The sequence below is a fragment of the Nocardioides sp. LHG3406-4 genome (assembly GCF_049897745.1).
Lineage (GTDB): Bacteria > Actinomycetota > Actinomycetes > Propionibacteriales > Nocardioidaceae > Nocardioides.
Genome location: NZ_JAFCWV010000002.1, coordinates 370,203 through 389,342, shown reverse-complemented (window position 1 = coordinate 389,342; position 19,140 = coordinate 370,203). Strand labels below are relative to the sequence as shown.

The window sequence follows — 19,140 nt, the reverse complement described above, 5'->3', positions numbered from 1 at the left end:
CTACATCAGCCGAGGGCGAGCCGCACAATTGTGCCGTGCTCCCCTGCCGATCCGACGCAGCCTGCGGACCCTCCCCGTCATGGCGAGCCGCTGCCCTGCGACGCCGGCGGAGCGAGCGTGGGGCCGCCGCGGTGGAGTTCGCGCTGGTCATGCCGATCTTGTTCCTGCTGGTCTTCGGCATCCTCCAGTACGGCCTGTACTTCAACGACTCGCTCAGCACCCGCCAAGGCGTCCGTGAGGGCGCGAGGATAGGAGTTGTCCAGACCCCGATCACCGGTTGCGGCACGGGTCAGATGGCGCAACTGGCGTGCGAGACCAAGAAGCAGATCGACGCACTGACCGGTGTCGAGTACGTCAAGGTCAGCGCTGCGTCATGGGCGAAGGGATCTCCGTTGGTCGTCTGCGCCTACGTCAAGTCTGATGGAGGCGTCGGACTACTCCCCATGCCGGACGGTGGATGGATCTTTTCCAAGACCCAGATGTCGATCGAGAAGGACACTCCCGTGCCGAGCCCGCTCTCCGCCGTGTCGACGCCCGCTCTTCCCGCAGGCGCTCCTGCTTGGCCGACAGGATGCTGACGATGCGCACTGCCGCCCGCAGACGCGACGAACGCGGCGCCGTCGCGATCATGGTGGCGTTCTTGGCGATTACCCTCTTCGTCATCGCCGCGCTGGTCGTCGACCTCGGCCTGGCCCGTGACACGCGGCGCCAATCGCAGAACGCCGCCGATGCGTCGGCGCTGGCCGCTGCCAACCAGCTTTACCTGCCCACCGCATCGGGCGGCTGCCCGACCAAGCCGTGTGTGGCCATGGCAGTGGCGGCCGCCAAGTCCTACGCGGCGATCAACTACGGGACCACAGACGCCGACTGGGCGGCGTGCACCGATGTTGGTCGCCCCGCTTCCTACGTCGTCCCTGCGTTCTCGTCCCCATGCATCTCGTTCGACCAGATCGCCAAGCCGACCAAAGTTCGGGTCACCGTCCCCGGTCGCGACATCGTCACCGGCCTGGGCCGCGCCGCGGGTGTTGACGAGGTGACGGTGGCGGCTGGCGCCGAGGCGCAGGTCGCGGCTGCTCTCGACATCAAGTGTGGGTTGTGCTTCATGGGCGGGGTCAGCCCCGGCAACGCCGACTATTCGGTCAGCCCCGGTGGAATCGCCGTCAACGGCGACATCAACGCCAATCCGGGATCGCTGTGGAGCGCTGGCGCGATCGGTGTCAGCGGCACAACGACGGGCGGCAACTTCACTCCCGCCGCAACGAAGATCCCTCCGTTCACAGATCCCTTCGCTTCCATGATTCTTCCTGCGGTCACAGGCACGGCGAAGAGCGACCCGTGCGAAGACGGCCCTGGCCGCTACGGGTCGGTATCGATCTCCAAGGGCACCTGCACCCTGACCCCAGGCACCTATGTCATCACCGGCACGTGGGACATGAAGAACGGGACCCTGCTGAGGAATGACCCCGCCCTAGGTGGAGTCACTCTCTACGTCACCACCGGGACCCTCGACTTCAAGAACGGCGATGTGTCGCTGACCCCCACGAAGGCGGACGGTGTCTTCAAGGGCATGACGATCGTGTACTCCCGCAGCAACTCCAACCCGATCATTCTTCAAGGCAACGGAAACACTTCGATCACCGGGAAGGTCTACGCCGTGAGCAGCGTCCTCGACTTCAACGGCAACTCCTGCTTCGGCTTCGAAGGGGGACCGGTCGTCGTCAAGAGCGCCACGGGCAATGGCACCAAGGGATGCGTTACGGTGACCAAGTCGGTAGACGCAACGGTGGCGACGACCCCCGGAGACATCGGGCTCAGCAAGTAGCCACGTCAGCCAAGAGGCGGCTGCTCGAGGTCCTGCTGGCTCAGCTCCTCGACGTTGACGTCCTTGAACGTCAGCACCTTCACGTTCTTGGCGAACCGCGCCGGGCGGTACATGTCCCAGACCCACGCGTCGGTCATCGACACCTCGAAGAACACGTCGCCGTTCTCGGTGCGGGCCTTCACGTCCACCTGGTTGCACAGGTAGAAGCGGCGGTCGGTCTCGACGACGTACTTGAAGATGGAGACGACGTCGCGGTACTCGCGGTAGAGGGTGAGCTCCATCTCGGTCTCGTACTTCTCGAGATCCTCGGCGCTCATGGTGTCTCCTCGTGATGGTGGTCGTGCCCATTCTGCACCGGCAGCGGCGGTTCGAGCCCGGCGGCACGACGTACGTTGACGAACCGCATCCGGTGCACCGGCGACGGCCCGTGGGTGGTGAGGGCCGCGGCGTGCTCGTCGGTGATGTAGCCCTTGTGCGTCTTGAAGTCGTACGCCGGCCAGTCGCGGTGCAGGTCGCACATGATGCGGTCGCGGGTGACCTTCGCCAGCACCGACGCCGCGGAGATGCACGCGGCGACGCGGTCGCCCTTCCACATGGCCAGGCCGGGCACGTCGAAGCCGTCCACCGGGAAGCCGTCCGTGAGGACGTAGGCCGGCCGGACGTCGAGCAGGGCCACGGCCCGGCGCAGCGCCTCGACGTTGGCGACGTGCATGCCCAGGCGGTCGCACTCCTCGCTCTCGATGACGACCACCGACCAGGCGCTCGCCCGGCGAAGGATCTCGGCGTAGGCGCGCTCGCGAGCCTTCTCGGTCAGCAGCTTGGAGTCGGCGAGGCCCGGGACGATGCCGGCCTTGCCCGCCGGCAGGATGCAGGCACCCGCCACGAGGGGGCCGGCGCAGGCACCGCGGCCCGCCTCGTCGACGCCGGCGACCGGCTCGATGCCCGCGCGCCGCAGGGCGCGCTCGTAGCCGTAGAGCCCGGCGTCGCGCCGTACGGTCGCACCTCGGGGCAGCTCGCTCACAGCGCGTTCCTCAGGGTGAGGCGCCGACGTCGGCGAACGTCGCCGGCCGCTTGACCCACTGGAAGTGGTCGCGCGGCCACAGCAGCACGAACACCTTGCCGACGACGAGGTCGGCAGAGACGAACTCGTCACCGGGGACGCAGTCGGTCACGGTCTGGGGGCACATGTGCTCGGAGGAGTCGGCCGAGGCGCCGCGGTTGTCGCCCATCACGAAGATGTGGCCCTTCGGCACGGGCCCGGCCTCCCAGTCGTCGCCGCACTGGGTCGGCATCGGCCCCCGGCACTCCTGGCCGTCCTGCTTGACGTAGTCGTTCTCGTTGAGCGGCACGCCGTTGACCGAGATCCGGCCCCGAGCGTCGCAGCACTTGATGACGTCGCCCTCGACCCCGATGACCCGCTTCACCAGGTGCCCGCCGGTGGGGTAGAGCCCGATCTTGGACATCACCTTGGTCAGCGCGCTGGTCGGGCCGGCGTCGTCGAGAGGGCCGAGCCAGCCACCTGGATCCTTGAAGACGACGACGTCACCGCGCTCGGGACCGCCGCCGCCCCAGTAAGAGACCTTCTGGACCAGGATCCGGTCGTTCTTCACGAGACCGGGCTCCATCGACTCCGACGGGATGTAGAACGCCTGCACGAACAGCGCCTTGATGAGCACCGCCAGCACCAGCGCGACCACGAGCAGCAAGATGGTCTCCTGCCACAGCGGAAGCGGCTTGCGCTTGCGGGTGGCCGGAGCTGCCGGGGTGGGAGTGGAGGACCGCGAGCCCTCCTCGCCATCAGCCGTGGAGGTGGACGCGCGGTCGTCGGAAGTCACGAAGCGAGACTAACCACTGAGTGGTCGGAGACCGACGCTCAGAGCTCGCGCCGCTCCTTGATCTTGGCGGCCTTGCCACGCAGGTTGCGCAGGTAGTAGAGCTTCGCGCGACGCACGTCACCGCGGGTGACGATCTCGATCTGCTCGAAGATCGGGGAGTTCAGCGGGAAGGTGCGCTCGACACCGACGCCGAAGGAGACCTTGCGGACGGTGAAGGTGCGGCCGATGCCCGAACCCTGGACCTTGAGGACGACGCCCTGGAAGACCTGCACGCGGGAGCGGTTGCCCTCGGTGACCTTCACGTGGACCTTGATGGTGTCGCCCGCACGGAAGTCGGGGACGTCGTCGCGCTTGATGGCGTTGCCGAGCTCGGCAATGACGTTGGTCATGATGCTCCTCACGACTCGCCACAGGTCAGCCGCGGTTATCGGATGGGTGGATCGGTGGCCCGCGCCGTGCGTGGCCGGCGGCGAGGACTCCCCCTGTGGCAGGAGCCCGACGCAACCCTCCGGTCGTGATCTTCGGAGCGGTCTTCGGCCGACGTGGACCGAGGAGCAAGTCTGCCAGAGCCCGCGGCGTACGACGAATCAGCGCCCGCCGGACGTGCGGGGGCGGGTCAGCACCACGGCTCCGGGCGGCCCGTCCCCACGGATCCGGTAGCCGGCCTTCTTGTACATCCGGATGTTGTCGTGGCTCGAGGCACCCGTGAACAAGGAGTACGACGTCACGCTCGGCGGCGCGGCGGCCTCGATCTCGGCGAGCATGAACCGGCCGAGGCCCTGGCCCTGCAGGTCGGGGGCGACCATCAGCCGGCCCACGTCCCAGACCTCCCCGTCGACGCGGCCGCGCGCGGCTCCCACCAGGCGACCACCGCGGCGCAGCACCAGCCAGGTCCAGTCGTCGAGCGAACGGCGTACGTCGTCGAGGGACTCGTGCAGCGCCGGGATGCGGACGCCGGGGTTGGCGTGCAGCTCCTGCACCCAGCAGCACATCTGGAGGACGTAGAGCTCCGGCACGTCGGCCGGCACGGCACGCCGCAGCTCGCCACCTCCCGGCACCGCGCTGAGCGGCAGGAGGTCCGGACGCCGCTCGGCCGTCCGCCGCAGCGCCTGCTCGCGCCGCCAGCGCTCGATCGCGGCGTGGTTGCCGCCCAGCAGCACCTCGGGCACGTCACGCCCGCGCCAGGACGGGGGCTTGGTGTACACGGGGTACTCCAGCAGGCCGTCCTCGTGCGACTCCTCGACCAGGGACTCGGGGTTGCCCATGAACCCGGGCAGCAGGCGCACGACCGCCTCGGTGATCGCCAGCGCCGCGACCTCGCCGCCGTTGAGGACGTAGTCGCCGATCGAGATCTCGCGCACCTCCCCCAGCGTCGCGGCGTGCTCGACGACGCGCTGGTCGATGCCCTCGTAGCGGCCGCACGCGAACACCAGGTGCTCGCGGGTGGCCAGCTGCCGGGCGACGTCCTGGGTGAAGGGCTCCCCACTGGGGGTCGTGAAGACGATCGTGGGGCTCCCGGTCGCCACCTCGTCGAGCGCCTCGCCCCACGGCTCGGGCTTCATGACCATGCCCGCGCCCCCGCCGTACGGCGTGTCGTCCACGGTGCGGTGCCGGTCCTGGGTCCACCGGCGCAGGTCGTGCACGGTGACGTCGAGCAGCCCCTTCTCGCGGGCCTTGCCGGTCAGGCTCAGCTCGAGCGGGGCGAGGTAGTCGGGGAAGATCGAGACGATGTCGACGCGCATCAGGCGCCGGCCGCATCGTCGGGGAACGGCGTGACCAGGCCCGGCCGGTCGGCGACCACGATGCGACCGGCTGCGACGTCGACCTCGGGCACCAGCGCGGTCACGAACGGCACCAGGGTGTCGCGCCCCTCGGGCGTGCGGATCGTCAGCAGGTCCTGGGCCGCACCGTGCTGGACGGCGGTGAGGGTGCCGAGCTCCGCACCCTGCTCGTCGTAGGCCGTGAGCCCGATGAGCTGGTGGTCGTAGTACTCGTCAGGGTCCTCGGGCGTCGCGTCGGCCGGGAGGTCGGCGTGCAGGACGATGCCCCGGGCCGCCTCGGCGGCGTTGCGGTCGCCGAGCTCGTCGAAGCAGACCAGCAGCACGCTCTGGTGCCACCGGGAGCTGGTGACGGTCATGCTGCGCAGCGGGGAGGCGGAGCCCGCCGGTGGCTGGGCACGGAGCACGGCGCCGGGTGCGAAGCGGCGGTCGGGCTCGTCGGTGCGTACGTCGACGGTGACCTCGCCGCGGATGCCGTGCGGCTTGCCGATGCGACCCACGACGACCTCGATGCTGTCCACGGGGGTCAGCGTAAGTGGCGGGCTGGGGTCACCGGATATCCGGGGACTCCTGGGGTTAGAGGCCTATGCAATGCCCACGAACCCCACGACTCGCCCACGAACCCCGGGGCGCGGCGACCCGGGCCCGCAAGTCACCGGATATCCGGTGACTCCTGGGGTTCGAGGCCCATGCAATGCCCTCGAACCCCACGACTCGCCCACGAACCCCGGGGTCGGGGACTCCCGGGTACGACGAACGGGCGCCACCCCGAGGGGTGACGCCCGTTGCGGTGGAGCGTGTCAGCGGCGGTCGACGTCGACGAAGTCGATGCGCGCACCGCCGCGGCCCGCGAGGGCCGAGATGACGGTGCGGAACGCCGTCGCCGTACGGCCGTTGCGTCCGATCACCTTGCCGAGGTCGTCGGGGTGGACCCGGACCTCGAGGATCGAGCCGCGGCGCAGCTGCTTGTCGCGCACGGTCACGTCGTCAGGGTTGTCGACGACACCCCGGACCAGGTGCTCGAGTGCATCGGCGAGCACGGCGCTCAGGCCTCGCCCTTGCCGGCGTCCTCGGGCGTGATCTTCTCAGCAGCCTCAGCCTCGGCGGCGGCGCCCTCAGGCGTCTCCGACGCGGGCACGGCGGCCGGGGTCTCCTTGGCGGGAGCCTCAGCCTTGGTGTCAGCCTTGGTGTCCGCCTTGGGCTTGTCGTCGGCCTTGGCGTCCGTCGAGTCCTCGGCCTTGGCCTCCGTCTTCTTGGCTGCCTTCTTGGTCACCGCGCCGCTCTTGGGCTCGTTCGCGACGTCCTTGAGGGCCTCGTTGAAGATCTCGATCTTGTCGCGCTTGGGCTCCTTGACCTTGAGCGTGCCCTCGGTGCCCGGAAGCCCCTTGAACGTCTGCCAGTCACCGGTGATCTTGAGGAGCTTCTCGACGGCCTCGGTCGGCTGCGCACCGACGCCGAGCCAGTACTGCGCCCGCTCGGAGGTCACGTCGATGTAGGACGGCTCCTCCTTGGGGTGGTACTTGCCGATCTCCTCGATGACGCGACCATCGCGCTTCTTGCGCGAGTCGACGACGACGATGCGGTACTGCGGCACCCGGATCTTGCCCAGGCGCTTCAAACGAATCTTGACGGCCACGTCTGTGGTGTCTCCTCGGAAGTTGTGTGTGGTGAGGTGCCCTCTGCCAGGTGGGGACCGGGTCAGGCTCCTGCGATGGGCCCGGCCACGTCCGGATGAGAGGGTCCGGCCGTGCAGGGCACAGCGGGTGATTCTGCCAGACCCGACCCCGTCATTCCGAATCGAGCCCGATGAGGCGCCGGAAGGCGTCGACGCCGGTCACCGCGAGGGCGTGCTCGCCGCGCACGAAGTCGCCGGGCGAGAGCACCAGCCCCTGGTTCAGGGCCAGCTCCCCCGGCCGTCGCGCGAGGCGGCGTACGCCGTTGGCGCGGTAGCCGGCCTTGCGGCTCACGGCCAGCGACGCGGGGTTGTCGAGGAACGCCCCGGACGTGATCTCGGCGAAGCCGAGGTGGTCGAAGCAGAGCGCACACATCGCCTGCCGCATCGCGGTCCCGAGGCCTCGGCCCTGGTGCGCCCTGCCGAGCCACGAGCCCGTCTCTCCGGTGCGGGTGACGAGGAAGTCGCGGGTGCTCACGCCTTGTACGCCGACGAGCTCACCGTCGTGCCAGACGCCGAGGTTGAGCTCCCACGACTCGGGGCTCCACTCGGCGCGCAGCCTCCAGTGGTACTGCGCGAACCGCAGCGGGAGCTCGGCGGCCGGCGCGTCGGTCCAGGGGTAGAAGAACGGCATCTCCTCGGGCTCGTGGATGCCGGCGACGGCCAGCTCCGCCAGCGTCACGATGTCGTCGTCGGAGATGCCGCGGAGCTCGATCGGCCCGGCGGCGACCCGCAGGCCAAGGGGCGCGAAGACCTCGCTGATCGCGGTCATGCGACCACCCTCCCGCGGAGTACGACGCGGCTCGGCGTGTGCAGCACCGACAGGTCGGCCAGCGGGTCCGCCGGGTAGACGACGAAGTCGGCCGGCGCTCCCTCGGTGAGGCCAGCGGGCCGGCCCAGCCACTCGCGTGCCCGCCACGAGGCGGCACCCAGGGCGTACTCCGCGGACATGCCCAGTCCGGCCATCGCGACCACCTCGCTCGCGATGTTGCCGTGCCGGCTCACACCCCCGCCGTCGGAGCCGGCGTACAGCTGCACCCCGGCGTCGTGGGCGGCCATGATCGTGTCGCGCTGGCGCGCGTGCAGGTCGGTCATGTGGTCGGCGTAGACGGGGAACCTCGCGCGCCCCGCCTCGGCGTACTGCGGGAACTTGTCGATCTGCATCACTGTCGGCACCAGCGCCACACCGCGCTGCGCCATCGTCTCGACCAGGTCGGGCGACAGGCCGGTGCCGTGCTCGATGCAGTCGATGCCGGCCGCGATCAGCCCGGGCAGCACCGTCTCCCCGAAGCAGTGGGCGGTCACATTGGCGCCCAGCGCGTGCGCGGTCTGGATCGCCGCGGTGAACGCGTCCTCGGGGAAGCTCGGCTCCAGGTCGCCGGTCTCGCGGCTGATCCAGTCGCCGACCAGCTTGACCCAGCCGTCGCCGCGGCCGGCCTCCTGCTCGACGTACGACGTGAGCTCGTCGGGCTCGACCTCGTGCGCGTAGTTGCGGATGTAGCGCTTCGTGCGCGCGATGTGGCGGCCGCACCGGATCAGCCGGGGCAGGTCGTCGCGCTCGTGGATCCACGAGGTGTCGAGCGCCGAGCCGCAGTCGCGGATGAGCAGCGCGCCGGCGTCGCGGTCCTCGATCGCCTGCGCCTCGGCCTCCTCGACGGTGACCGCGCCGTGGTCCTCGAGCCCGATGTGGCAGTGCGCGTCGACGAGCCCTGGCACGATCCAGCCCTCCCCCGCCGACTCGACGCCCGGTGGGCGCTCGAAGGTGACGCGACCGTCGACGAGGTAGAGGTCGCGGACCTCTCCCTCGGGGAGGACGGGCCCGGAGAAGCGGAGCGCACTCATGATCCGACGCTATCGTGCGGCTCCCCACTACCGATGATGACAACCGCCGCCGCGCGAACGACAGTCCCCAGTACTCGACATCAACGACGGCGGGGGGCCACGATGCGTCTGCCCAGACCCATGACGCGCCGTCGCGGCGCCCGCGACACGCGGACCGCCGTCCTCGCCCTCCTCGCCCTGGTCGTGGCCGGGCTGGCCACCTGGGCGCTGGCCGCCCCTGCCGTCGCCGCCCCGTGCGACGCGCCGGTGGTCAGCCCGGTCGCCTGCGAGAACACCAAGCCGGGCAGCCCGGAGAGCGAGTGGGGCATCACCGGGGCCGGCAGCTCCTCCATCCAGGGCTTCGCCACCGACATCAGCGTCGACCAGGGCGGGACGGTGGGGTTCAAGGTCGACACCGTCGCGACGTCGTACCGCCTCGACATCTACCGGATGGGCTACTACGCCGGCGCCGGCGCCCGCAAGGTGGCCACGGTGCTGCCGACCGTGCTGAACAGCCAGCCGAACTGCGTGACCGCTCCCGCGACCGGGCTGGTGGACTGCGGCAACTGGACCCAGAACGCCTCCTGGGCGGTGCCGGCCGACTCGGTGTCGGGCGTCTACTTCGCCCGACTCGTCCGCACCGACGGCACAGCGGGCGCCAGCCACGTCTTCTTCGTGGTCCGCGACGACGACGGCGGCTCCGAGCTCCTCTTCCAGACCTCGGACACGACGTGGCAGGCCTACAACGCCTACGGCGGCAACAGCCTCTACACCGGGGCACCCGCCGGCCGCGCCTACAAGGTGAGCTACAACCGGCCGTTCACCACCCGCGCGAACGCACCCGAGGACTGGGTGTTCAACGCGGAGTACCCGATGGTGCGCTTCCTGGAGTCGAACGGGTACGACGTCAGCTACACGACCGGCATCGACTCCCACCGGCGCGGCGGCGAGCTCACCGAGCACCAGACCTTCCTGTCGGTCGGCCACGACGAGTACTGGTCGGGCCAGCAGCGGGCCAACGTCGAGGCAGCCAGGGCAGCCGGCGTCAACCTCGCCTTCTTCAGCGGCAACGAGGTCTTCTGGAAGACCCGGTGGGAGAACAGCATCGACGGCTCCGGGACGCCGAACCGCACCCTGGTCACCTACAAGGAGACCCACGCCGACGCCGTCATCGACCCCGCAGCTCCGACCTGGACCGGCACCTGGCGCGACCCGCGGTTCAGCCCGCCCGGCGACGGCGGGCGACCCGAGAACGCCCTGACCGGCCAGATCTTCACCATCAACTGCTGCGCCATCAACATGTCCGTCGGCAGCGCCGACGGCCGGATGCGCTTCTGGCGCAACACCCGCGTCGCCAACCTCACCGGGAGCCAGACCACGACCATCGGCACGAACGTGATCGGCTACGAGTGGGACGAGGACCTCGACAACGGCCACCGTCCCGCCGGCACGTTCCGGCTCTCCCAGACCCAGGGCTCCGGGGAGCGGATCACCGACCACGGCTCGAGCTACAGCCAGGGGCCGGCCACCCACTCGATGACGATGTACAGGCACGCCAGCGGCGCGCTCGTCTTCGGCGCGGGCACCATCCAGTGGGCCTGGGGCCTCGACAGCCAGCACGACCGCGGGACGGCCGCGGCCGACGTCGCCGCCCAGCAGGCGACCGTCAACCTGCTGGCCGACATGGGCTCCCAGCCCACCACGCTGCGGCCCGGACTGTCCGTGGCGACCGCCTCCACCGACACCGTGGCGCCCACATCGACCATCACGTCTCCGGCGGCCAACGCGACCGTGCCCGTCGGGACCCCTCTCACCGTCAGCGGCACCGCCGCTGACACCGGCGGTCGCGTCGGCGGTGTGGAGGTCTCCACCGACAACGGCGCGACGTGGCACCGGGCCACCGGCCGGGAGACCTGGACCTACTCCTACACGCCGTCGGCCAACGGCGCGACCACCCTCCGGGTGCGGGCCACCGACGACAGCGCCAACACCCAGTCCCCCGGGCCCGGGACCCCCATCACCGTGGGCAACGGCCCGGCGACGTGCCCGTGCACGATCTGGCCCGGTACGGCGACCCCGGAGCGCACCGACTCCGACACCGCCGCCGTGGAGCTCGGCGTGAAGTTCCGCACGAGCACCGCCGGCTTCGTCACGGGCATCCGCTACTACAAGCCGTCGGTCTCGACCGGCACCCACGTCGGCACCCTGTGGACCGGCGCCGGGACCAAGCTCGGCACGGTCACGTTCACCAACGAGACCGCGAGCGGCTGGCAGCAGGCCACGTTCGCCAGCCCGGTCGCGGTCACCGCCAACACGACCTACGTCGCGTCGTACTTCACCCCGTCGCGGTACGTCGCCAGCTCCGACTACTTCGCCACCGCCACCACCCGCGGCCCGCTCACCGCGCTCGCCAACGGGACCGACGGCGGCAACGGCCTCTACCGGTACGGCGGCACGCCGGGCGTCTTCCCGACCAGCAGCTACAACAGCGAGAACTACTGGGTCGACGTCGTCTTCGCCGACACCGACACGACAAAGCCGACGGTGACGAGCCGCACCCCTGCCCCCGGCGCCACCGGCGTCTCGGTCGGTGTCAGCCCGACGGCGGAGCTCAGCGAGCCGGTCCAGCAGTCCACGATCGGCTTCGAGCTGCGCGGCCCGGGCGGGGGGCTCGTCCCTGCCGCCACGTCGTACGACGCCGGCACCCGCACCGCCACGCTGGATCCCGCTGCGGCACTGGCGCCGGCGACGACCTACACCGCCAGCCTGGCCGGGGCCCGGGACTCGGCGGGCAACACCATGGACCCGGTGACCTGGACGTTCACCACCGAGACCGCCGACACCACGAAGCCCACCGTCACCGGACGCACCCCCGCGCCGGGTGCCACCGGCGTCTCCGTGGGCACCTCGGCCAGCGCCGTGTTCAGCGAGGCGGTGCAGCAGGCCTCGATCTCGATGGAGCTACGCAACGCCGCGAACGCCGTGGTCCCGTCCACGACCTCCTACAACGCGACCACCCGGACGGTCACCCTCAACCCGAACGCCCCCCTCGCGGCCTCGACGACGTTCACCGTGAACCTCACCGGCGCCCAGGACGCCGCCGGCAACACCATGGACCCGGTGACCTGGACGTTCACCACCGAGGCCGCCGACACCACGAAGCCCACCGTCACCGGACGCACCCCCGCGCCGGGCGCGACCGGGGTCCCGGTGACCGGCACGGTGACCGCGACGTTCAGCGAGCCGGTCCAGCAGGCGTCCATCGCCCTCGAGCTCCGGACGCCGGCCAATGCCCTGGTCCCGGCCACCACGAGCTACAACGCCACGACGCGCACGGCGACCCTCACCCCGACCGCGGCCCTCAACGGTGCCACGACGTACACCGCGAGCCTGGGCGGCGCCCGCGACCCATCGGGCAACCTGATGGACCCGGTGACCTGGTCGTTCACCACCGTGGCCAGCACGAACGGATGCCCCTGCACGATCTGGCCGGCGACCGCCACCCCCGCACGCACCGACTCCGATCGCGACGCCGTCGAGCTCGGCGTGAAGTTCCGCACGAACACCGACGGCTTCGTCACGGGCATCCGCTTCTACAAGGCAGTCGAGTCGACCGGCACGCACACCGGCAGCCTCTGGACCAGCGCCGGGGCCCGGCTCGCGGGCGTCACGTTCACCAACGAGACCGCCAGCGGCTGGCAGCAGGCGACCTTCACCAGCCCGGTGGCGGTCACCGCCGGCACCACCTACGTCGCGTCGTACCACACCCCCTCGCGGTACGTCGTCACCTCCAGCTACTTCACCGCGCCCACCACGCGGGGCCCGCTGACCGCCCTGCAGGACGGCGTCGACGGCGGCAACGGCCTCTACCGCTACAGCGCCACCGCCGGGGTCTTCCCGAACCAGACCTTCAAGAGCGAGAACTACTGGGTCGACGTCGTCTTCGCCGACACCGACACCGTGAAGCCGACCGTGGTCGGCAGGACGCCGGCCCCCGGTGCGATGAGCGTGCCGCTCGGGACCACGGCCACGGCGGCATTCGACGAGCCCGTCGACCCGGGGAGCATCACCTTCGAGCTGCGCAGCCCCACGGGTGCGGTGGTCACGTCGACCACGACCTACAACGCCGGGACCCGCACCGCCACCCTGACTCCCTCCACCGCGCTAGCCCCGTCCACGACCTACACCGCCACCCTCGGCGGGGCCCGCGACCCCTCGGGCAACGTGATGAGCACCCTGACGTGGACGTTCACCACCGAGACGCCGGACAGCACGAAGCCCACCGCGACCGGGCGCACCCCGGCGCCGGGCGCAACCGGAGTGCCCGTGTCCAGCACGGTGACCGCGACGTTCAGCGAAGCCGTCCAGCAGTCCACGATCAGCCTCGAGCTCCGCACCCCGGCCAACGCCCTGGTCCCGGCGACGACCACCTACAACGCGACCACCCGCACCGTCACCCTCACGCCCACCTCGGCGCTGTCGCCGTCCACCACTTACACGGCCAACCTCTCCGGTGCCCGCGACGTGTCGGGCAACCTGATGGATCCCGTGAGCTGGACCTTCGCCACCGAGGCCGCCGACAGCTCCAAGCCGACCGTCACGGGGCGCAGCCCTGCCGTCGGTGCGACCGGCGTGCCCGTGAGCACCACCGCCACCGCCACCTTCAGCGAGACCGTCCAACAGGCCACGGTCACGTTCGAGCTGCGCACCCCGGCCAACGCCCTGGTCCCGGCGACGACCACCTACAACGCGACCACCCGCACGGTCACCCTGACGCCCAACGCGCCGCTGGCCCTCGGCACGACCTACACCGCGAACCTCACCGGGGCACGCGACACCGCGGGCAACCAGATGGACCCGGTGAGCTGGACGTTCACCACCACGGCCAGCACCAGCAACTGCCCGTGCAGCATCTGGCCGAGCAGCGCGGTCCCCGACCGGACCGACGCGGACACCAGCGCGGTCGAGCTGGGAGTGAGGTTCCGGGCCAGCACCAACGGCTTCATCACCGGCATCCGGTTCTACAAGCCGGCCGTCTCGACCGGCACCCACGTCGGCAGCCTGTGGACCAGCGCCGGCGTCAGGCTCGGCTCGGTCACCTTCACCAACGAGACCGCCAGCGGCTGGCAGCAGGCGACGTTCCCCTCACCCATCCAGGTGAGCGCCGACACGACGTACGTCGCGTCGTACTTCACGCCCTCGAGGTACGCCGCCAGCTCGGCCTACTTCGCGGCGGCGGCCACCACCCGGGGCCCGCTGACGGCGCTCCGCGACGGCACCGACGGCGGCAACGGCCTCTACCGCTACACCGGGACGCCGGGCGCCTTCCCGAACAGCACCTACGGCAGCGAGAACTACTGGGTCGACGTCGTCTTCGCGGAGACCGCCGTGGACGACCAGGCCCCGACCGTCAGCGCCCGGACCCCGGCCCCGGGCTCGGCCGGCGTGCCCGCGTCGGTCCGGCCCTCGGCGAGCTTCAGCGAGACCGTGACCCCCGCGTCCATCTCGATGGTGCTGCGCAACACGGCCACGTCCGCGGCCGTCGCGGCGACGACGGGCTACGACGCCGGCACCCAGACCGCCACCCTGACCCCGACCTCACCGCTGGCCTACTCCACGGGCTACACCGTGAGCCTCAGCGGCGCCCGGGACGCAGCCGGCAACACCATGGCGCCGGTGTCCTGGACGTTCGAGACCTCGGCGCCGCCTCCGCCCGGCATCGACGCCGGGCCGGGCGGGCCGATCGCCCTGGTCACGAGCGATGCCAACAGGTCGTCGTCCTACCTCGCGGAGATCGCCCGGGCCGAGGGCCTGAACGAGTTCGCCACTATCAAGAACACCGATCTCTCGGCGGCCTCGCTGGCGGCGTACTCCGTGGTGGTCCTCGGTGACGTGGCGATCACCGACGCCCACGTCACCGCCCTCACCGCGTGGGTCAACTCGGGCGGCAACCTCGTCCTGATGCGGCCCGACCCGCGGCTGCTCCCGCTCGCCGGCCTCACCGCCCAGGCCGGCACCGTGGCCAACGGCTACCTGCGGGTCGACGCCGCCACCGAGCCGGGGGCCGGGATCACCACCGAGACCATGCAGTTCCACGGCACCGCCAACCGCTATGCGCTGAGCGGCGCCACGTCGGTGGCCGAGCTCTTCACCACCGCCACGGCCGGGACCGGCCAGCCGGCCGTCGCCTGGCGGTCGGTCGGGTCGAGCGGCGGCCAGGTCGCGACGTTCGCCTACGACCTCGCCCAGTCGGTGATCTGGACCAGGCAGGGCAACCCCGCGTGGGCGGGCACGAACCGGGACACCCTCCTGCCCAACCGCTCCAACGACCAGTTCTTCGGCGGCGCCTCCACCGACTGGGTGAACCTCGCCAAGGTGGCCATCCCGCAGGCCGACGAGCAGCAGCGGCTCCTCGCCAACCTGGCCACCGTCATGGTCCGGGACCGCCTGCCCCTGCCGCGGTTCTGGTACTTCCCCTCGACCCACAAGGCGGTTTTGGTGGCGACGGGCGACGACCACGCCAACGGTGGGACCCAAGGACGGATGAGCACCTACAACGCCGCCAGCCCGGCCGGCTGCACGGTCTCCCGGTGGGAGTGCCCGCGCTTCTCCAGCTACGTCTTCCCCGGCTCGCCGCTGACCAACGGGCAGGCGTCGACCTTCACCTCGCAGGGCTTCGAGGTCGGCCTCCACCCGCAGAACGGCTGCACCAACTACACGTCGCTGGCGAACCTCCAGGACACCTACACGGCGCAGCTCGCCGAGTGGAAGGCGAAGTACACCGCCGTCCCCGCGCCGACCACCAGCAGGTACCACTGCATCGTGTGGAGTGACTGGGCCTCGCAGCCCAAGGCACAGCTCGCCGCCGGCATCCGGCTGGACACCAACTACTACTACTTCCCCGGCTCGTGGGTGGCCGACCGTCCCGGCTTCATGACCGGGTCGGGCATGCCGATGCGTTTCACGGACACCGACGGCTCCCTGATCGACGTCTTCCAGGCGGCGACCCAGATGACGGACGAGTCGGAGCAGAGCTACCCCTTCACCCCGGACACGCTGCTCGACCGGGCGCTGGGCCCGCTCGGCTACTACGGCGCGTTCACCGCCAACCTGCACACCGACAACGCGACGACGTTCGAGGACACCCAGGTGCTGGCCTCCGCGCAGGAGCGCGGGGTGCCCGTGATCACCGCCAAGCAGCTCCTGACGTGGGTCGACGGCCGCAACGCGTCGTCGTACTCCAACACGTCCTGGAGCGGGAGCACCCTCACCTTCACGGTCAACGTCGGCGCCGGTGCCAGCCAGCTCACCGGGATGGTGCCGACCACCGGCCCGGGCGGCCGGACCCTGACGACGCTGAGCCGCAGCGGCCTCGCGGTCCCCTACTCGCTGATGACCGTCAAGGGCCAGCAGTACGCCGTGTTCGCGGCGTCCTCGGGCGGGCACGTGGCCGAGTACGCCGACGGGGGCAGCGCCGCCATCGCCGGGGCCCGCACCACGGAGGTGTCGTCGGACACCGCGACCCTGGCCTGGCAGACCGACGCACCGGCCTCGAGCACGGTGCTCCTCGGCTCGACCCCGCAGAGCCTCTCCCCCAGCGCGACCGTCGCCGAGCTGACCGGCCGGCACCTGGTGTCACTGGACGGCCTGGCGGCCGGTCGGCGCTACCACTACCGCCTCCGGTCGACCGCCGCAGACGGCTCGGTCGCCGTCTGGCCCGCACCCGGCGCGGCGCCGGCCAGCTTCACCACCCGCGGCCCCGACTCACGAGCGCCGCGGATCGGCGACGTCCGGGCCTTCGCCCTGCCCGACGGGACGGCCCGGATTACCTGGACCACGGACGAGCCGGCGACCTCGGTCGTCAGGTTCGGCCGGTCGCGGCTGGGCACCCTGCGTCGCGACGACGAGCTGACGCGCCGCCACGAGGTGGTCCTGACCGGCCTGGCGGCCCGGCGCAGCTACGGCTTCCGGGTCGAGTCGCTCGACGCGGACGGCAACACCCGCAGGGCCGCCGTACGCCGCCTGCGAGCTGCCGGGGCGGGCGTGGCGGTCCAGACGCTCGAGGAGTTCCGCACCGGAACCATGTCCCCGGGCCTGACGCTCGACCCGAGGGGGTTCGGCTCCCTGACCCTGGCCGGTCGCGGGCGCGCGTCGTACACCTCGACCGTCGTCGACGCCCATCAGAAGGTCGACTGGCGCCGGGCCGTCCTGCGCGGCAGGTTGCCCGCCGGCACCCGGGCGACGGTGACCATCCGCACCGGGAGCACCTCCACGCCCGGCGCCTCCTGGTCCACGTGGAGCAGCCCGCGCGACCACGGCGACCGGCTGAAGCAGTCCGGTCGCTATCTCCAGTACCGCATCGCGCTCGTCGCGACCGGGTCGGCGGTGCCCTCCGTGGCCGCGGTCGGGTTCACCCACTCCGGCCGGTCGACGGAGGTCACCGAGCACGACCGCTGAGGTCGGCGTGCCCGGGCGACCTTTACCCCACCTCGGGGATGCCTTTCATCTGCCGCCGTGTGCACGGTGAATTCCCCGTGCTCCTCCCTGAGGTGGTCTCCATGTCTCTACCAACACGGCTCCTCCCAACACCCCGGCGGCGCGCAGCCGTCGTCCTCGCCACGGCCCTCACGGTCGTCTCGACCCTCTTGCTCGCCCCCGCTCCCGCGATAGCCGGCGGGTCGCACGGCCACGGGTCCCACGGACCCGATGGTCCGCCCTGGACCGTCGTGGCCAGCGGTCTCGACAACCCACGCCAGATCTCGATCGACGAGAGCTACTCCCAGCACTACGGACGCCGCCACGGCGGCGACCACGGTCGCGGCCACGGCTACGGCCACAAGCCCGTGCTGTACGTCGCCGAGGCCGGTCGCGGTGGCGACGGCGCCTGCGTCGAGGGTCCCGAGGGCCCCGCCTGCTTCGGTCTGTCCGGTGCCGTGACCCGCGTCCGGCACGGCCACCAGGCCCGCGTGGTCAGCGGGCTCCCGTCCCTGGCCGCGGCCGACGGCTCGCAGGCCATCGGCCCGGCCGATGTCGCGGTGCACGGCTCCTGGTACGCCGTGACGGTGGGCCTGGGCAACGACCCGGCGGTCCGCCTCGACATCCCCGGGGGCGAGCGGCTGGGCACCCTGCTGGCCGGCCGCTTCGGCGGCGGCCAGATCGAGGTGGCCGACCTCGCCCAGTCGGAGGCCGACGAGGACCCCGACGGCGCCGGTCCCGACAGCAACCCGACCGGGCTGTTGACGACGCACCGCGGCTTCGTGGTGACCGACTCCGGTGCCAACGCGCTCCAAGCGGTCAGCTGGCACGGCGACGTCTCGACGCTCGCCACCTTCCCCGAGCGCCTGGTCCCGCCGCCCCCGTTCCTGCCGCCGGGCGACATCCCGATGCAGAGCGTGCCGACGTCGGTCGTCCGCGGCCCGGACGGTGCGTGGTACGTCAGTGAGCTCACCGGGTTCCCGTTCCCCGCAGACGGCGCACGCATCTATCGCGTCGTCCCGGGCCAGGCACCCACGGTCTACGCCACCGGGCTCACCAACGTCACCGACCTCGCCTGGCACGGCCGCAAGCTCTACGCGGTGCAGATCGCCGGTGACGCCGGACTGCTGGCGGCGGAGGGCCTCCCGATGGGCTCGTTGGTGCGCGTCGACCGTGACGGCTCGCACAAGACGGTCGCCGAGGACCTCCCCGCGCCGTACGGCGTGGCGATCGACGACGGCAACGCCTACGTCACCACGTGCAGCGTGTGCGCGGGCGAGGGTGGAGTGGTCAGGATCCCCCTCTGGTGACCCCCCACAGTCACCCGGCAGTGACCCTGTAGTGAGGGAGGCGCTGGGCCCGTCAGCCGAGCTGGTCGAGCAGCCAGGACGGGCCCAGCGCCATCGCACCCAGTCCCTGCACGCGGGCCTGGAGGAAGCGGTCGGCGGTCACCACGGTGACCTGCTCGCCCGACTCCCTGGCCCCCCGTGCCGACCGCTCGATCTCGCTGTCGCCGTCGCGAGGCGCGTGCACGACGCGCACATGACCGTCACGGCCCGCAGGCACCCCGCCCTTCGCGGCACCCTCCAGCACCAGCACCACCTCGTCGAAGGGCAGGTCGGCGACGAGCAGCTGTTCGTGCAGCCGACGCGCCGCTCCGCCGCGGTCCTTCCACCAGCCGTCGGGACGCGAGCCGACGACGTTCGCCCCGTCGACCACCAGCACGGTCACCGCGGT

15 protein-coding genes are annotated in these 19,140 nt (G+C 71.2%); 4 read left to right on the top strand and 11 right to left on the bottom strand.

Annotated features, from left to right (window positions below; genetic code table 11):
• Positions 1–131 precede the first annotated feature (131 nt).
• Entirely contained in the window at positions 132–578 is a 447-nt protein-coding gene (locus ACP7BP_RS07885) for a TadE family protein (protein ID WP_426244020.1), read from the top strand.
• A 2-nt stretch (positions 579–580) separates the two neighbouring features.
• Positions 581–1,822: a pilus assembly protein TadG-related protein gene (locus ACP7BP_RS07880; RefSeq protein WP_426244019.1), complete on the top strand. Its 1,242-nt coding sequence runs from the start codon at positions 581–583 to the stop codon at positions 1,820–1,822.
• 5 nt (positions 1,823–1,827) lie between these two features.
• Here ACP7BP_RS07880 and ACP7BP_RS07875 read toward each other — a convergent pair whose 3' ends face one another.
• The 10 genes from ACP7BP_RS07875 to ACP7BP_RS07830 all read right to left on the bottom strand — a co-directional run bounded on the left by ACP7BP_RS07875 (position 1,828) and on the right by ACP7BP_RS07830 (position 8,949).
• Complete coding sequence (locus tag ACP7BP_RS07875; protein WP_426244018.1) at positions 1,828–2,139, bottom strand: DUF2469 domain-containing protein; 312 nt, start codon at positions 2,137–2,139, stop codon at positions 1,828–1,830.
• On the bottom strand, positions 2,136–2,843 hold the full coding sequence (locus ACP7BP_RS07870; protein ID WP_426244017.1) for a ribonuclease HII: 708 nt from the start codon (positions 2,841–2,843) through the stop codon (positions 2,136–2,138). The genes ACP7BP_RS07875 and ACP7BP_RS07870 overlap by 4 nt, the downstream gene beginning before the upstream one ends.
• A 10-nt stretch (positions 2,844–2,853) precedes the next feature.
• Positions 2,854–3,657 (bottom strand): signal peptidase I, encoded by an 804-nt coding sequence (gene lepB / locus ACP7BP_RS07865; protein ID WP_426244016.1) that lies wholly within the window; start codon positions 3,655–3,657, stop codon positions 2,854–2,856.
• Between the two features lie 38 nt (positions 3,658–3,695).
• A complete protein-coding gene (gene rplS, locus ACP7BP_RS07860) occupies positions 3,696–4,046 on the bottom strand; it encodes a 50S ribosomal protein L19 (protein ID WP_426244015.1) in 351 nt (116 codons plus the stop codon).
• A 198-nt stretch (positions 4,047–4,244) separates the two neighbouring features.
• The gene (trmD, locus tag ACP7BP_RS07855; protein ID WP_426244014.1) at positions 4,245–5,399 is read right to left on the bottom strand and encodes a tRNA (guanosine(37)-N1)-methyltransferase TrmD; all 1,155 of its coding nucleotides are present in this window, start codon (positions 5,397–5,399) and stop codon (positions 4,245–4,247) included.
• Positions 5,399–5,956 (bottom strand): ribosome maturation factor RimM, encoded by a 558-nt coding sequence (gene rimM / locus ACP7BP_RS07850; RefSeq protein ID WP_426244013.1) that lies wholly within the window; start codon positions 5,954–5,956, stop codon positions 5,399–5,401. Before rimM ends, trmD begins: the two co-directional genes overlap by 1 nt.
• A gap of 279 nt (positions 5,957–6,235) precedes the next feature.
• Positions 6,236–6,475 (bottom strand): RNA-binding protein, encoded by a 240-nt coding sequence (locus ACP7BP_RS07845; protein ID WP_426244012.1) that lies wholly within the window; start codon positions 6,473–6,475, stop codon positions 6,236–6,238.
• 5 nt (positions 6,476–6,480) lie between these two features.
• Positions 6,481–7,071: a 30S ribosomal protein S16 gene (gene rpsP, locus ACP7BP_RS07840; protein ID WP_426244011.1), complete on the bottom strand. Its 591-nt coding sequence runs from the start codon at positions 7,069–7,071 to the stop codon at positions 6,481–6,483.
• Between the two features lie 151 nt (positions 7,072–7,222).
• Complete coding sequence (locus tag ACP7BP_RS07835; protein WP_426244010.1) at positions 7,223–7,879, bottom strand: GNAT family N-acetyltransferase; 657 nt, start codon at positions 7,877–7,879, stop codon at positions 7,223–7,225.
• The gene (locus ACP7BP_RS07830; protein ID WP_426244009.1) at positions 7,876–8,949 is read right to left on the bottom strand and encodes an amidohydrolase family protein; all 1,074 of its coding nucleotides are present in this window, start codon (positions 8,947–8,949) and stop codon (positions 7,876–7,878) included. Before ACP7BP_RS07830 ends, ACP7BP_RS07835 begins: the two co-directional genes overlap by 4 nt.
• A gap of 120 nt (positions 8,950–9,069) precedes the next feature.
• On the opposite strand from ACP7BP_RS07830, the gene ACP7BP_RS07825 reads away from it, so the two are divergent.
• Together ACP7BP_RS07825 and ACP7BP_RS07820 are read left to right on the top strand one after the other, a co-directional pair.
• On the top strand, positions 9,070–17,385 hold the full coding sequence (locus ACP7BP_RS07825; RefSeq protein WP_426244008.1) for a DUF4082 domain-containing protein: 8,316 nt from the start codon (positions 9,070–9,072) through the stop codon (positions 17,383–17,385).
• Positions 17,386–17,486: 101 nt separating this feature from the next.
• Positions 17,487–18,713, top strand: coding sequence for a ScyD/ScyE family protein (locus ACP7BP_RS07820; protein ID WP_426244007.1), 1,227 nt, complete (start codon positions 17,487–17,489; stop codon positions 18,711–18,713).
• A 52-nt stretch (positions 18,714–18,765) separates the two neighbouring features.
• Here the strand turns inward: ACP7BP_RS07820 and ACP7BP_RS07815 are convergent, their stop codons facing one another.
• Positions 18,766–19,134 (bottom strand): NYN domain-containing protein, encoded by a 369-nt coding sequence (locus ACP7BP_RS07815; protein ID WP_426244006.1) that lies wholly within the window; start codon positions 19,132–19,134, stop codon positions 18,766–18,768.
• Positions 19,135–19,140: the final 6 nt, after the last annotated feature.

Bases quoted from the DNA above. Each gene is read 5' to 3' on its own strand.
- rplS (WP_426244015.1), bottom strand. From the start codon at position 4,046: ATGACCAACGTCATTGCCGAGCTCGGCAACGCCATCAAGCGCGACGAC.
- ACP7BP_RS07830 (WP_426244009.1), bottom strand. From the start codon at position 8,949: ATGAGTGCGCTCCGCTTCTCCGGGCCCGTCCTCCCCGAGGGAGAGGTC.
- ACP7BP_RS07825 (WP_426244008.1), top strand. From the start codon at position 9,070: ATGACGCGCCGTCGCGGCGCCCGCGACACGCGGACCGCCGTCCTCGCC.
- ACP7BP_RS07835 (WP_426244010.1), bottom strand. From the start codon at position 7,879: ATGACCGCGATCAGCGAGGTCTTCGCGCCCCTTGGCCTGCGGGTCGCC.
- ACP7BP_RS07820 (WP_426244007.1), top strand. From the start codon at position 17,487: ATGTCTCTACCAACACGGCTCCTCCCAACACCCCGGCGGCGCGCAGCC.
- ACP7BP_RS07880 (WP_426244019.1), top strand. From the start codon at position 581: ATGCGCACTGCCGCCCGCAGACGCGACGAACGCGGCGCCGTCGCGATC.
- trmD (WP_426244014.1), bottom strand. From the start codon at position 5,399: ATGCGCGTCGACATCGTCTCGATCTTCCCCGACTACCTCGCCCCGCTC.
- ACP7BP_RS07875 (WP_426244018.1), bottom strand. From the start codon at position 2,139: ATGAGCGCCGAGGATCTCGAGAAGTACGAGACCGAGATGGAGCTCACC.